Source organism: Frigoribacterium sp. 2-23 (assembly GCF_049601585.1).
GTDB lineage: Bacteria > Actinomycetota > Actinomycetes > Actinomycetales > Microbacteriaceae > Frigoribacterium.
This window is the reverse complement of sequence record NZ_CP187126.1, coordinates 1,390,846-1,405,138: the sequence shown is the minus strand read 5'-3', so window position 1 is coordinate 1,405,138 and position 14,293 is coordinate 1,390,846. Positions and strand designations below refer to the sequence as shown.

14 protein-coding genes are annotated in these 14,293 nt (G+C 70.7%); 3 read left to right on the top strand and 11 right to left on the bottom strand.

Annotation, left to right across the window (positions count from 1 at the left end):
* Window positions 1–75: 75 nt before the first annotated feature.
* A complete protein-coding gene (locus ACPEEZ_RS06635; RefSeq protein WP_423923969.1) occupies window positions 76–573 on the bottom strand; it encodes a peptide deformylase in 498 nt (165 codons plus the stop codon).
* Complete coding sequence (locus ACPEEZ_RS06630) at window positions 570–3,968, bottom strand: pyruvate carboxylase (RefSeq protein WP_423923968.1); 3,399 nt, start codon at window positions 3,966–3,968, stop codon at window positions 570–572. Before ACPEEZ_RS06630 ends, ACPEEZ_RS06635 begins: the two co-directional genes overlap by 4 nt.
* Window positions 3,969–4,053: 85 nt before the next feature.
* Here ACPEEZ_RS06630 and ACPEEZ_RS06625 point away from each other — a divergent pair, with 85 nt between their 5' ends.
* Entirely contained in the window at window positions 4,054–4,866 is an 813-nt protein-coding gene (locus tag ACPEEZ_RS06625) for a ParA family protein (RefSeq protein ID WP_423923967.1), read from the top strand.
* Between the two features lie 116 nt (window positions 4,867–4,982).
* Here the strand turns inward: ACPEEZ_RS06625 and ACPEEZ_RS06620 are convergent, their stop codons facing one another.
* The 3 genes from ACPEEZ_RS06620 to ACPEEZ_RS06610 all read right to left on the bottom strand — a co-directional run bounded on the left by ACPEEZ_RS06620 (window position 4,983) and on the right by ACPEEZ_RS06610 (window position 6,874).
* Window positions 4,983–5,531: a MerR family transcriptional regulator gene (locus tag ACPEEZ_RS06620; protein ID WP_423923966.1), complete on the bottom strand. Its 549-nt coding sequence runs from the start codon at window positions 5,529–5,531 to the stop codon at window positions 4,983–4,985.
* Between the two features lie 153 nt (window positions 5,532–5,684).
* Window positions 5,685–6,386 (bottom strand): MerR family transcriptional regulator, encoded by a 702-nt coding sequence (locus ACPEEZ_RS06615; RefSeq protein ID WP_423923965.1) that lies wholly within the window; start codon window positions 6,384–6,386, stop codon window positions 5,685–5,687.
* The gene (locus ACPEEZ_RS06610) at window positions 6,386–6,874 is read right to left on the bottom strand and encodes an FHA domain-containing protein (RefSeq protein WP_423923964.1); all 489 of its coding nucleotides are present in this window, start codon (window positions 6,872–6,874) and stop codon (window positions 6,386–6,388) included. The genes ACPEEZ_RS06615 and ACPEEZ_RS06610 overlap by 1 nt, the downstream gene beginning before the upstream one ends.
* A gap of 231 nt (window positions 6,875–7,105) precedes the next feature.
* Between ACPEEZ_RS06610 and ACPEEZ_RS06605 the strand changes: the two genes are divergently transcribed.
* Window positions 7,106–8,602, top strand: a complete 1,497-nt coding sequence (locus tag ACPEEZ_RS06605) for a S1C family serine protease (RefSeq protein WP_423923963.1) — start codon at window positions 7,106–7,108, stop codon at window positions 8,600–8,602.
* Between the two features lie 90 nt (window positions 8,603–8,692).
* Here the strand turns inward: ACPEEZ_RS06605 and ACPEEZ_RS06600 are convergent, their stop codons facing one another.
* The 6 genes from ACPEEZ_RS06600 to ACPEEZ_RS06575 all read right to left on the bottom strand — a co-directional run bounded on the left by ACPEEZ_RS06600 (window position 8,693) and on the right by ACPEEZ_RS06575 (window position 13,165).
* The gene (locus ACPEEZ_RS06600) at window positions 8,693–9,616 is read right to left on the bottom strand and encodes an NUDIX domain-containing protein (RefSeq protein ID WP_423923962.1); all 924 of its coding nucleotides are present in this window, start codon (window positions 9,614–9,616) and stop codon (window positions 8,693–8,695) included.
* Window positions 9,617–9,758: 142 nt separating this feature from the next.
* Window positions 9,759–10,298, bottom strand: a complete 540-nt coding sequence (locus ACPEEZ_RS06595; protein ID WP_423923961.1) for a hypothetical protein — start codon at window positions 10,296–10,298, stop codon at window positions 9,759–9,761.
* A gap of 188 nt (window positions 10,299–10,486) precedes the next feature.
* Window positions 10,487–10,873 carry a VOC family protein gene (locus tag ACPEEZ_RS06590; RefSeq protein ID WP_423923960.1) on the bottom strand — a complete coding sequence of 129 codons (387 nt, stop codon included), beginning with the start codon at window positions 10,871–10,873 and terminating at the stop codon, window positions 10,487–10,489.
* A 70-nt stretch (window positions 10,874–10,943) separates the two neighbouring features.
* Window positions 10,944–11,897, bottom strand: a complete 954-nt coding sequence (locus ACPEEZ_RS06585) for a DnaJ domain-containing protein (protein WP_423923959.1) — start codon at window positions 11,895–11,897, stop codon at window positions 10,944–10,946.
* Between the two features lie 10 nt (window positions 11,898–11,907).
* Complete coding sequence (locus ACPEEZ_RS06580; RefSeq protein ID WP_423923958.1) at window positions 11,908–12,306, bottom strand: TIGR02611 family protein; 399 nt, start codon at window positions 12,304–12,306, stop codon at window positions 11,908–11,910.
* Window positions 12,307–12,346: 40 nt separating this feature from the next.
* Window positions 12,347–13,165 carry a hypothetical protein gene (locus ACPEEZ_RS06575; protein ID WP_423923957.1) on the bottom strand — a complete coding sequence of 273 codons (819 nt, stop codon included), beginning with the start codon at window positions 13,163–13,165 and terminating at the stop codon, window positions 12,347–12,349.
* A gap of 107 nt (window positions 13,166–13,272) precedes the next feature.
* On the opposite strand from ACPEEZ_RS06575, the gene ACPEEZ_RS06570 reads away from it, so the two are divergent.
* Entirely contained in the window at window positions 13,273–14,244 is a 972-nt protein-coding gene (locus ACPEEZ_RS06570) for an aldo/keto reductase (RefSeq protein WP_423923956.1), read from the top strand.
* The last annotated feature ends 49 nt before the right edge of the window (window positions 14,245–14,293 follow it).

Here is a 14,293-nt window from a genome sequence, read left to right as displayed (position 1 = left end):
CGATCAGCCTAAGCCGCGAAACCCGGAACTACTCCTCCCGCGTTCGAGGGGGCCGACAACTGCTTCTGGTGCGCGTCAGACGCGCCACCAGTCGGCGGCCCGGATCTGCCGCATCGCGTCGCGCCTCGTCTCGGGCTCGAGGGTCATGACGTAGAGCGTGCCGTCGAGGTGATCGGTCTCGTGCTGCAGCGCCTGCGCCATGAGGCCGGTGCCGCTCAGCTCGACCCGGTTGCCGTCGAGGTCGACACCCTCGACACGCGCGAACGACCAACGCGGCGTCGGGAAGTAGAACCCGGGCACCGACAGGCAGCCCTCGTCGACGATCTCGAGCTCTCCGGACGTCTCGACCAGCACGGGGTTGAGCACGTAGCCCACCTCGCCGTCGACGTTGTAGCTGAATGCCCGGAGGTTGACGCCGATCTGACAGGCGGCCACCCCGGCGCGCCCGGGCTCCCGGACCGTGTCGAGCAGGTCGTCGACCAGGGCCCGCAGCCCGGGGTCGCCCACGACCACCGGGTCCGACGGCGACCGGAGGACGGGGTCGCCGAAGAGGCGGATGGCTCGGACGCTCATGCCACGACGACCAAGAGGTCGCCCGCATCGACCTGCTGGGTCGTGGGGATGGCGAGTCGTCGGATTGTCCCTGCGCGTGGCGTCGTGATCGCCGCTTCCATTTTCATCGCCTCGATCGTAGCGACTGCATCACCCACCGCGACCTCGTCACCTTCGGACACCTTCAGGGTCACGACTCCCGAGAACGGGGCCGCGACCTGTCCCGCGTCAGACCGGTCGGCCTTCTCCGCCGCCTTCAGGTCGACCGTGATCGACCGGTCGCGGATGAAGACGGGGCGCAGCTGGCCGTTCAGCGTCGTCATGACGGTGCGGACGCCCTTGTCGTCGGCCTCGCCGATCGCCTCCAGACCGATGTAGAGGTTGACGCCCTTCGACACCGGGATGGTGTGCTCGACGCCCGAACGGAGGCCGTAGAGGTAGTCGGCGGTCGACACCACCGAGAGATCGCCGTACGTCTCGCGCACCTGGCGGTACTGCTCGGTGGGCTGGGGGAAGAGCAATCTGTTGAGGGCGGCGCGCCGCTCGGGCCCCGGTGCGGCGAGGACCGCGGTGTCGGCCTCGGTCACCGGCGTCACGCCGATCGACACCGTCCTGCCCTCGAGCACCTTGCTCCGGAACGGTTCAGGCCAGCCGCCCGGCAGCTCGCCGAGCTCGCCGGCCATGAAGCCGATCACCGAGTCGGGGATGTCGTAGTTCTGGGGGTTCTGCTCGAAGTCGATCGGGTCCGCATCGGCCGCGGCCAGCTGGAGCGCGAGGTCGCCCACGACCTTGGACGACGGTGTCACCTTCGTCGGTCGCCCCAGGATGCGGTTCGCGGCCGCGTAGAGGTCCTCGACCTTCTCGAACCGGTCGCCCAGGCCGAGGGCGATGGCCTGCTGACGGAGGTTCGAGAGCTGCCCACCGGGGATCTCGTGTCGGTAGACCCGCCCGGTCGGCCCGGACAGCCCCGACTCGAACGGCTTGTAGACGCGACGGACCGCCTCCCAGTAGGGCTCGAGATCGGAGACCGCGTCGAGCGAGAGACCGGTGTCGCGCTCGGTGTGCGCGAGAGCGGCGACGAGAGCCGAGGCACTCGGCTGACTGGTCGTGCCCGCCATCGGGGCACTGGCCACGTCCACGGCGTCGGCACCGGCGCGACTCGCGGCGAGCAACGTCGCGAGTTGCCCACCCGCCGTGTCGTGCGTGTGCACGTGCACCGGAAGGTCGAACTCGGCCCGGAGAGCCGTCACGAGACGCTCGGCCGCGCCCGCGCGGAGCAGCCCCGCCATGTCCTTGATTGCCAGCACGTGCGCACCGGCGGCCACGATCTGCTCCGCCAGACGGAGGTAGTAGTCGAGCGTGTAGAGGGTCTCGGCGGGGTCGAGCAGATCGGCGGTGTAGCAGAGGGCCACCTCGGCGACCGTCGTGCCCGTCTCGAGCACGCTGTCGATGGCCGGCCGCATCTGCGAGACGTCGTTCAGGGCGTCGAAGACCCGGAAGACGTCGACGCCCTGGTCAGCCGCCTCGTGGACGAACGCCCGGGTCACCTCGGTCGGATAGGGCGTGTAGCCCACGGTGTTGCGACCGCGGAGCAGCATCTGGATCGCGACGTTCGGCAGGGCCTCCCTCATGCTCGCGAGCCTCTGCCACGGGTCCTCGCCGAGGAACCTCAGGGCCACGTCGTACGTCGCGCCTCCCCAGGCCTCGACGCTGAGCAGCTCGGGGGTCATCCGCGCGACGTACGGGGCGACGGCGAGGAGGTCTTTGCTGCGGACCCGGGTGGCGAGCAGCGACTGATGCGCGTCGCGCATCGTCGTGTCCGTGACGGCGAGGGCCGTCTGCGCCCGCAGGGCGGAGGCGAACCCCTCAGGCCCCAACTCGAGGAGGCGCTGGCGGGACCCCGGGACGGGTCTCGTCGAGAGATCGAGCGCCGGCAGCTTGCTCGCGGGGTCGACCGCGCCGTCGAAGCGGCCGTGCGGCTGGTTGACGGTGACATCGGCGAGCCACGTGAGGATCTTGGTGCCGCGGTCCTTCGAGACGTGCGTGCTGAACAGCTCCGGTCGCTCCTCGATGAAGGAGGTGCTGAGATCGCCGGCGAGGAAGGCCGGGTCGTCGAGCACGGCCTGGAGGAAGGGGATGTTGGTCGAGACGCCGCGGATGCGGAACTCGGCGAGACCCCGTTTCGAACGGGCGACGGCGGCCGGGAAGTCGCGGCCGCGGGCCGTCATCTTCGCGAGCATGGAGTCGAAGTGCGGGCTGATCTGGGTGCCCGGGTTGATCGTGCCTCCGTCGAGACGGATACCGCCGCCTCCGGGGCTCCGATAGGTCGTGATCTTGCCCGTGTCGGGGCGGAACCCGTCGTTCGGGTCCTCCGTCGTGATGCGGCACTGCAGGGCGGCACCCCGGAGCGCCAGCTGGTGCTGCTCCAGCCCGAGTTCGCGCAGGGTCTGACCGAACGCGATGCGCATCTGCGACTGCACGAGGTCGACATCGGTCACCTCCTCGGTGACGGTGTGCTCGACCTGGATGCGCGGGTTCATCTCGATGAACACGTGCTGCCCCGCCCGCTCCCCCGCGGTGTCGAGCAGGAACTCGACCGTGCCCGCGTTGACGTAGCCGATCGAGGTCGCGAACGCGATGGCGTCGCGGTACATCGCCTGCCGGGTGCCGTCGTCGAGGTTCGGGGCGGGGGCGATCTCGATGACCTTCTGATGGCGGCGCTGGACGGAGCAGTCCCGCTCGAACAGGTGCACCGTGTGGCCCGTCGCGTCGGCGAGGATCTGCACCTCGATGTGCCGGGGCCGGACGACGGCCTGCTCGATGAACATCGTGGGGTCGCCGAAGGCGCTGTCGGCCTCGCGCATCGCCGCCTCGAGGGCAGGGCGCAGCTCGTCCCGGGCGTCGACGCGACGCATGCCGCGACCGCCGCCCCCGGCGACCGCCTTGGCGAACACGGGGAACCCGATCTCGTCGGCACCCGCGACGAGTTCGTCGATGTCGTTGCTGGCCGGTGTCGACCTCAGCACCGGCACGCCGGCCGCGATCGCGTGCTCCTTCGCGGTGACCTTGTTGCCCGCCATCTCGAGCACGTGAGCCCCGGGCCCGATGAACGTGATGCCGGCCCGAGTCGCGGCCTCGGCCAATTCAGGGTTCTCTGACAGGAACCCGTAGCCGGGGTAGATCGCGTCGGCCCCGGACTCGACGGCGACCCGCACGATCTCGCCGACGTCGAGGTAGGCCCTGACCGGATGCCCCGGCTCGCCGATCTGGTACGCCTCGTCGGCCTTGAGGCGATGCATGGAGTTGCGGTCCTCGTACGGGTAGACGGCGACGGTGCGAGCACCCAGTTCGTACGCGGCACGGAACGCGCGGATGGCGATTTCACCACGGTTGGCGACGAGGATCTTCGAGAACAAGGAGAGGCCCTTTTCTGTTCACGCGACGGCCAGGCGACGCCGTGGCTTTAGGTGCTTACACAGTAGTGAAGGTATCGTCTCTGTCGTGCATGTACTCAGCGTCAGCTCTCTCAAGGGGGGCGTCGGCAAGACGACCGTGACGCTCGGACTCACGTCGGCCGCCTTCGCCAAGGGCCTCCGAACCCTCGTCGTCGACCTCGACCCCCAGTCCGACGTCTCGACCGGCCTCGACATCACCGTGGCCGGTCACCTCAACGTCGCCGATGTCCTGGCCTCACCGAAGGAGAAGACGGTCCGCGCGGCCATCGCGCCGTCGGGCTGGACCAAGGGCCGCCAGGGCAAGATCGACGTCATGATCGGCAGCCCCTCGGCCATCAACTTCGACGGCCCGCACCCGTCCATCCGCGACATCTGGAAGTTGGAGGAGGCACTCGCGAACGTCGAGGCCGACTACGACCTCGTGCTCATCGACTGCGCCCCGTCGCTCAACGCCCTCACGCGCACCGCCTGGGCCGCGTCCGACCGCGTCACCGTCGTCACCGAGCCCGGACTCTTCAGCGTCGCCGCCGCCGACCGCGCGCTGCGTGCGATCGAGGAGATCCGTCGCGGACTCAGCCCGCGCCTCCAGCCGCTCGGCATCATCGTCAACCGCGCCCGCGTCCAGTCGCTGGAGCACCAGTTCCGCATCAAGGAGCTGCGCGACATGTTCGGACCGCTGGTGCTGTCGCCGCAACTGCCCGAGCGCACCTCGCTGCAGCAGGCCCAGGGTGCCGCCAAGCCGTTGCACGCCTGGCCCGGCGAGAGCGCCCAGGAGATGGCCCGCAACTTCGACCAGTTGCTCGAACGCATCATGCGCACCGCGAAAATCGGCGAGTACGCCGAGCCCGCGACCCGCTAGGCTCCGCGTCGCCGTGGCTCTCGGGGCCCGGTTCACGAAGCCCAGGCGACCCGAGCGAAAAGCCCCCTCTACGGAGGGGGCTTTCTCGTGGGGTCGAACGGGTCGAACGGGTCGGATCAGGAGGCGCGGGTCGAGCGCCGTGCGGCGAGCTCGTCGTCAGGGTCGGCGGCCGGTGTGGAATCGAGCTCGACGAGGCTCGACTCGACCTCGCGCAGGACCTTGCCGACGGCGATGCCGAAGACACCCTGCCCCCGGCTGACGAGGTCGATGACCTCGTCGTCGGACGTGCAGAGATAGACGCTCGCGCCGTCGCTCATGAGCGTGGTCTGGGCCAGATCGCTGACTCCGGCTTCGCGGAGCTGGTTCACGGCCGTGCGGATCTGCTGCAGCGAGATGCCGGTGTCGAGGAGACGCTTGACGAGCTTGAGGACGAGGATGTCGCGGAACCCGTAGAGACGCTGCGAGCCGGAGCCGGCGGCGCCGCGGACGGTGGGCTCGACGAGGCCGGTGCGGGCCCAGTAGTCGAGCTGGCGGTAGCTGATTCCGGCGGCACGAGCGGCGACGGTGCCACGGTAGCCACTGTCGGCGTCGAGCTCGGGCAGCCCGTCCGTGAACAGCAGACCCAGTTCGTAGCGGGATCCCTCAGGGGAACCTGTCTCACTCATGCGGCTGCCTTCCACGTCTCGTCATGACCCGAACATTCAACATCGGGTTGATGGTTGTACCAGACCCAAGGTACCCATAGCGGGCCCTTGTCGAGGCGACATTCGCTTCGACGATTCGGCGTGTCGAGGATATTGCCCGACGTGGTCGGCAGTCTACGTGTCGAGGCGTCCGAGGGCGGCCCGGATGAGGCTGCCGCGGATGATCTCGAGCTGGTCGGCGAGCTCGCGCGACTGCTCGGCGACCCGCGCACGACCGGCCGCGTCGCGCCGGGACGACGAGGCCGCGAGGGCGCTCTCGATCAGCCCCAGCTCACGCTCGGCCGCGGCCCGGAACCCGCGGAGGTGCCGGGGCTCGATACCGGATCGACCCAGCTCGACGAGGGCGGTGAGCACGGCGACCGCCTCATCACCGAACTGGTCGGAGGGCGCGATGAGCGAGGCCGAGACGGCGTCGTCGAGCAGCGAGGCGGTGGCACCGGCACGCGCGAGCAGATCGTCTCTCGAGAGGCGGCGCGGCGACGACACGATCGACACGGGGCCGGCACCCGACGGCAGGGCCGTCGGACGCCCGGCGTCCAGGTCGTCGAGATGCTGACGGATGACCTTCAGCGGCAGGTAGTGGTCACGCTGGAGCCCCAGGATGAACCGGAGGCGCTCGACGTCGGACGACGAGAACTTGCGGTACCCCGAGGGAGTCCGCACCGGTGTGACGAGCTGACGCTCTTCGAGGAACCGCAGCTTGCTGTTGCTGAGGTCGGGGAACGCGGGCTTCAGACGCGACAGCACCTGGCCGATCGTCAGCAGGTCTGCCGCGCCGGCCGGGGTCGACCGGGCCGCGGCGGAACGCGGGGGCACTACTTGATCGCCAGGTTGGCGAGATCGACCCGCGATGCGTAGAAGGTGAGTCGGAATTTGCCGACCTGGACCTCGGCGCCGTCGTTGAGCAGTGCCTCGTCGATGCGGACGCCGTCGAAGTACGTCCCGTTCAGCGAGCCGAGATCGTGGACGCTGAAGGACGTGCCGTGGCGACGGAACTCGGCGTGCTTGCGGCTGACCGTCACGTCGTCGAGGAAGATCCCGGCATCGGGGTGGCGACCGGCGACCGTGACATCGCTGTCGAGGAGGAACCGGGCGCCGATGTTCGGCCCGCGACGGACGACGAGCAACGCCGAGCCCGAGGGCAGGGCTCCGACCGCGTCGCGCTCTTCCGTCGAGACGCCGCCTTCGAGGGCGGCGAGCTGCGCCTGGAACTCTTCGTTGAAGCTCAGCGTCGTGTCGACCTCGAGAGGGGCGCCCTGAGCGCGGTCCTGCTCGCCGGGTACATGGTTGGCGGGCTCTGCCATCGTGGACCTCCTTTGGCGTCCAAGCGTATAGGAACTCGGGCCCCCGCCGGGAACGGATTTGACCCATCACCCTCTCGGAGACGACCCGGCTCGTCCCGGAGGACGAGATCGTCCACGACTCACGCCGCGTCCACACGCAACTCTCGACAAGCACAGGGACTGGTCATAGGGATTCCTTGGGAAAGCCGCCTTACATGGACATCACGTCACCACCAGCCACAGGAGGCACCCATGAACGAGCACGACAGCGAGCCCACTCCCCGCGACGACGCCACGAACGGCGGCTCCGACGACGTCCGCTCCGACCGCGCCGCGCAGGCTGCCGACGCCGGCCGCGAGGCGGAGAACGCGCAGCCCATCGACGCTCACACGCTCCCCCACGTCACCGGCCACTCCGACGCCCACTACGTCAACGCCGCGCCCACGTGGATGGACTCCCGTACCGACCCGACGACCCGCTACCAGACCTACGACGCCGCGGGCGACGGACTCCCCGCGGCACAGGCGCCTGCGGCGTTCGCCGGCCCTGTGACGCGTCGCCGCTCACGCCGCTGGGTCGCCATCACGGGTGCGGCGGCCGCCTTCGTGCTCGTGACCGGTGCTGCGAGCGGGACCGCCTACGCCCTCGGCCACCAAGTCGGTCAGGCCGCGAGTGCGGCGAGCCAGCGCCAGGCCCTCGAACTGCAGCCCCAGCTGAGCGGACCGTCGGGCGGGACCGGGACGTCGCCGTTCGGAGGCGGTTCGCTGCCCCGGTCCGGCAACGGCTCGAGCGACGGCAGCGGCACCGGCACGTCGACGCAGTCGTCGGCCACGCCGGCCACGGCCGCCGAGAAGAAGGGCGTCGTCACGATCGTCTCGGTCCTGAACTACGACGAGTCCTACAAGTCGGCAGGGACCGGCATGATCATGACCTCGAACGGGCTCATCCTGACGAACAACCACGTCGTCCAGGGCGCGACCAGCATCCAGGTGACCGACGAGAGCACCGACAAGACCTATACCGCGAAGGTCGTCGGCACGGACGCGACCAACGACGTCGCCGTCCTCCAACTCGAGGGCGCGAGCGGTCTCGGCACCATCTCGTTCGCCTCCGACGCCTCGGTCGAGGCCGGCGACGCCGTGCACTCGACCGGCAACGCCGAAGGAACGGGCGACCTTGTCACCGCGACCGGGACGGTCGCCGCGACGGACCAGGCGATCACGGTGCAGAGCGAGTCGGGCACGGGCACCGAGTCGCTGAAGGGCCTCATCGAGGTCGACTCGGACGTCGTCTCCGGTGACTCCGGCGGCCCCCTCCGGGACAGCGACGGCGGCGTGATCGGCATCATCACGGCGGCCTCGTCCGGTTCGGCTGCCGTCACGGGCTACGCCATCCCGATCGATCACGCACTGTCGATCGCCAAGCAGATCGAGGCGGGCCGGGCGAGCTCGACCGTGCAGATCGGACTCCCCGCCTTCCTCGGCGCGGAGATCGCGTCCGGCAGTGCCGGCAGCGGCGCGGGCGTGACCATCGCCGGGACGGTGACCGGGAGTGCCGCCGCATCGGCCGGCCTCGTCGCAGGCGACACGATCACCGCGCTGGACGGCACCACGGTGACCGACTCCTCGTCCCTCACCGCAGCGGTGACGTCGCACTCCTCGGGCGACCGCGTGTCGGTCACGTGGACGGATACGGCCGGGGCGAGCCACACCGCCACGGTCACCCTGGGCGACGGTCCCGCCGCCTGAGCCCCGACGACGGGCACCTAGCACCCGTCGAGAGGACACGAGAGGGGCCCGGCCGATGCCGGGTCCCTCTCGTCGTCACGCGCCGACGGCTCAGACCGCGCGATCGGGCACATCGGCGCCGGCCGACCCGAGCAGGCGGCCCGGCCCGACGACGACGGCGCCCTCGGCCTCCACGCGGTCGCGGAGCCCCCGGTCGGCGGTCACGACGACGATCCGAGAAGGCACGGCGTGCGTCCGCAACGCCGCCACCCGTTCGACGACGGCGTCGTCCCCGCTCCCGGCGGCACGCACGATGTCGATCGGCGACGCGGGCCGATCGGCCACCTGCCTCGCCTGCCCCTCCACGACGACCGAGAGTCCGGGCCACCACCGGCTCGGTGTCCCCGGGATCGACTCGCCGACGCTGTCGGACCCGTCGAACCAGGCGGCGGGAACTCCCGCGGGCCTCTGGGCCTCGAGCAGGTCGATCACGCGGCCGGTCGCACCGACACGGTCGCGCCACCACCCGTCGGGGCGGGACCCCACCACGTTCGCCGCGTCCACGACGACATGCGTGCGGGTGTCGAGATGGCGACGGAGTTCGGGCCAGGACCCGGCGAAACCCGGATGCAGCGGAAGCCCCGAGACCTCGTCGGCCGGCACCCACCGGAGCTCGCTGCTCTCGGCGTCTGCGATGCGGGGCTCGAAGTCGACGACGACATGGGCGACGACGGTCGTGTACGACCAGAATCCGAGGTCGACGACCGACGCGAACGAGAGGGCGAGCGCCTCGGGAGGGACGGCGGCCTCCTCGCTGCTCTCGCGCAGCGCACCCTCGACCGCCGACTCGTCGAACTGGCGGGCTCCCCCGGGGAGGCCCCACGTGCCTCCGTGGTGGCTCCACACGGCGCGGTGCTGGAGCAGGACACGATCACGACGATCGACGGCGAGCAGACCGGCCGCGCCGGCCCTCCCCCAGAAGCGCACACCCTCGGGACTCTCGACCCAGCCGTCCGCCGGCCCGTGAACTGTCACAGGACGAGCTTGCCACGCGCGCGGGCGTGGATCGCCTCGGAGCGTGTCCCGGCCCATCGAGGACGGCCGCCGGCCCCGGCGGTGCCCCGGGTGCGGAACGCGCCCCCGTCGAACAGTGCGTCGTCGATCGGTGCGTCGTCGATCAGCGGTTCGACACGATCAGCAGACCGGCGACGGTGAGGACGAGCGACAGCGCGCCGACCACGATGCCGATCACGGCGAAGACGAGACCGCTGCGGACCGCGCCGTGCGCACGGAGGTCGCGCGAGCGACGGAGGCCGAGGACCGAGACGATCACACCCGCGAGCGGGACGAGGCCGAAGATCCCAATGACGAGGGAGATGATGCTCAGCGCGAAGCCGGTGATGGCCAGCGTGTTGAGCGGGGGTCGCACGGCCGGGTCCGAACCGTCGGCTGCCTGTCCAGAGGCGGCCGGGAACCCGGAGGCGACCGGGAACCCCGGGGCGGCAGGTGGTGCGGCGGGCGGATTCGAGCCCGGCACCGACGCCCCGGGAGCCGCCGTGCCCGGCATGCTCGCGCCGGGGGCGTGCGGCCCGTTCGGCGGTGTCGGAGGCTCGGTCGGCGGCACGGGCGGCGCCGTCGGCGGCTGCGTCGGGGCACCGGGCGTCCCGGGGACGTCGGGATCGGCCGGTATGCGGGGATCGTTCTCGTTCGAGTCCATGAGGAGCTCCTTCGATGGGGTCCTCAGAATATCCGCGTCGGTGGGAGCACGCCCGATTCGGGAACCGAACCGATCGCCGGAGGAGTCCGAACGACCCATACGAGGACTGGTCCGGAACCCGATACCGGACCAGTCCCGTTTGTCTCGTCGAGGATCAGCCACCGGCGGTCACGCGCCGGCCCGCCCCGTCACTGCTGCTGGACGGAGAAGATGTTGCCGGCCGGATCGGTGAACCAGGCGATGTCCGGTCCACGGTTCTGGCTGCGGCCGCGCATGACACCGCGGGCGTCCGCCCACGGACTCGACCGATCGGGCTCGAGACCCTGCGCGGTCAGAGCGTCGACCGCGACGTCGATGTCGTCGACCACGAGGTTGAGCACGGTGAACGACGCCGGGGTGTGATCGGGCTTGCCGTACAGCAGCACCGAGGCGCCGCCGCCGGGCAGGATCAGCGAGAGCATCTGGCCGGGCACCAACTCGCGCACCTCGAGACCGAGCGTGTCCGAGTAGAAGCGCCGCGCCTCCTCGACGTCGTCGACACTGAAGCCGCTGTATGCACTGGCGATCTCGATCATGGGGCCCTCCTCGGTGGGGCGCCGACGACGCCGTCGCGGACAGAGTAGCCCGCGAGTCAGGAGCCGCGAGTCAGACGAAGCGGATGGTCTGCTGCAACCGCGCGCGGACCTCGAAGACGTCGCTGATGCTGGTGCGCTCGTCGAGCCCCGGCCCGTGTCGGAGAACCTGGGGCAAGAGGGATCGGCGGACGACGAACGTCGCCCCCTTGCGCCCTCGCCCCGCCTGCTCGAGGGCGGGGGCGAAGTCGTCGTCGGGGACGACGATCAGCTGCGCGGTGAACGGCACCCGCGTCTCGCGACGCACGGCACGGGCTTGGCGGGTCAGCTCGCGCACGGGTTCCTCGCCGACGGGGATGCCGTCGCCGACCAGCTCACCCCGCGTGATCGCGACCTCGGAGCCCCAGTCGGACGACTGGATCGCGAACAGGCCCGACGGGCCGAGCACGATGTGGTCGAGCTTGCCCTCCGGGCCGGCGTCGACGTCGCTCCAGATCGTGTAGCCGATGCCGAGGTCGGTCACGATCGCGACCGTGGCCTCCTCTGCCATCGCGTCGGCGAGCACGTGCCGGATCTCGGGCGGGGCCGAGCGGACGAGCCGCTCGTCGTAGGGGTCGTCGACCGGCACGCCGCGACCGACCCATTCGCGCATCAACGACAGGTACCGCTCGCGATTGGCGCCGCCGGGGTGCCCGTGGACGCGGGCGCGCGGCTTGGAGTCCGTGCGCTGCGGGTCTCGGGCCGGAGGTGCCCAGCCCGGGTCGGTACCACCGCCGGCTCGCGCCGTGCCGGTGGGCGACGCCGACCCCGTCGAGGAGCGACCGCGATCGTAGGCGGCCCGTGCCTCCGGCGTTCCGATCGCGTCCCAAGCCTGCTGCAGGCGACGGAACGATTCGGCCGACCCGCCGAGATCGGGGTGCGCCTCGCGCGCGAGCCGACGGTAGGCCCGGCGCAGTTCGTCGTCGGACGCCGTCGCCGGGACGCCGAGCACCTCGTAGGGCGTGGCGGAGGCAGGGCTGGGCGTCACCCGGACGACTTTACCGAACGGCGTCTGGACGGGAGCGGCGGGCACGCCACCAGACGCGCACGCGATGAGCCTGACGGCGGACGAAGCGGGTCACGCGGTGGGCGGCGGGGAACTCGGTGCCGAGCAGGGCCACGCCGAGGAAGACGATCAGCCACCCGGGCCCGGGCAGGGGCACGAGGATCAGGCCGACCAGGATGACGACGAGACCGGCGAGGGCCACGCCGACCCTGTAGAGAGCCCGGAGGCGCGGGTACGAATCGAGGCGGGCGCGGCGGGCACGCCACGCGGCCCGGAATCGTCCGAAGCGACCGCTCGACGCGTCATCGGCGACGGTCGGTGCCGTGAGCGTGCCGGGTCGAGGGCGGACGCGCAGATCGGAGGAGGCGGTCGAGGCGCTCTGATCGGTCATCCGACGACGGTAGGGGGTGCCGCTGGCAGACGCCGGGTCATCACCTGCCAAGGGCCTGATCGTCGCCGGCGCGGATGATGCTCACCTGCCCGTCGACGACGACCCAGTCGAGGCGCAGGGATCGCCCGGTCGCCGCCGACGCATGGCGCACGAGCATCGCGAGCTCGTGCGCGAGGTCGTCGTCGACGATCTCGGCGGCCCGGCGGAACAGGTTCACCTCGTGGGGCACGAGCATCGCACCCCGGGGGTGGAGCGCGATCGTCTTGTGGCCCGTCGAGCGCTGCACGACGACCAACGCCTCGTCGAGCACGACGACATCGGGTCGCTGCTCGCCGTTCTCCTGCGGTGCGTCCGCGAGGTGCAGGTCGGCACCGACCACGCCCCGGACCCCCCACCAGGCCGTGATGACGGTCTCGTCCGCTCCGGTCACCGGGTCCCGACCGGTGACCGATCCGCTCGAGACCGCGTCGGGGACCACCCGGACGAGCGACATGTCCGCGGCGTCCGCATGCCTGAGCGCGGCGAGCACCGTCGTATCCCGGGCCGTCCTCGTGAGGGAGCCATCGATCGAGGTCACCAGGAAGACGGCTTCCCGTGGGGCGGGACAGAGGCGGGTGATCGCCTCGTGGACGGCCGCGTCGGCCACGCTCGGCTCGGACCCGTCGACGTCCTCGCGACCGGGGCCCCCGGCCCGAGTGACGACCACGCCGTCCAGGACGGGCAGGCCCGCCTCGGCGAGCGCCCAGACGAGTGACCCGTCGCGTGCGTCGTCGATGCTGCCCGTCGTGGCCCGCGGTCCCCGGTCGGGTGCCGACGGGCGCTCGAAGAGGCGGCCGACGTGAACGAACGGGGCGATCATGGGACTCCTCGGGGTGGACATGTCTGTATATCACCCTCCAGTGGTCGGCCGTGACCGCCTCGCCGATCCTGTGAGCGGGAGGTGCGGTGAGGGGGTACTCCGGAGTGATGGACTACACACATCTGGGACGCACGGGGTTGTCCGTCTCGCGGGCCGTCCTCGGGACGATGAACTTCGGACCCGAGACGACCGAGCCGGACTCCTTCGCGATCATGGACCGGGCCCACGAGCTCGGCGTCAACTTCTTCGACACCGCGAACGTCTACGGCCGTTCGGAGGGCAAGGGGGCCACGGAGGAGATCGTCGGCCGTTGGTTCGCGCAGGGCGGTGGGCGGCGTGACAAGACGGTCCTCGCCACGAAGCTCTACGGCGACATGGGCGACTGGCCGAACGACGGCAAACTCAGCGCGTTGAACATCCGGCGCGCGCTGGATGCGAGCCTGCAGCGCTTGCAGACCGACTACGTGGATCTGTACCAGTTCCACCACGTCGATCGGGGCACCCCGTGGGACGAGATCTGGCAGGCCGTCGACGTCGCCGTGCAGCAGGGCAAGATCCTCTACGCGGGGAGCAGCAACTTCGCCGGCTGGCACATCGCCCAGGCACAAGAGGCGGCGGCTCGTCGACACAGCGTCGGGCTCGTCAGCGAGCAGTCGATCTACAACCTGATCGTGCGCGACGTCGAACGCGACGTCCTGCCTGCGGCCGAGGCGTACGGTCTCGGCGTCATCCCCTGGTCTCCCCTGAACGGCGGTCTGCTGGGGGGCATCATCGACAAGACCGAGGCCGGCAGCCGTCGTCTCGAGGGTCGGAGCGCCGACTACGTCGCCGACCATCACGACCAGCTCTCCGAGTACGAGGCCTTCGCCCGGGAACTCGGGCACGCCCCGGGTGAACTGGCCCTGGCCTGGCTCCTGCACCAGCCCGCCGTGACCGCGCCGATCACGGGCCCGCGCACGATGGAGCAGTGGGAGTCGGCCGTCCGTGCCGTCGACATCCGTCTCGACGACGCGGCGCTCGCGCGTCTCGACGAGATCTTCCCCGGCCACAAGACGTCGCCCGAGGACTACGCCTGGTGAGCACCGGGCCGGTCATCTCGTCGACGCACACCAGCAGAAGGACAACAGC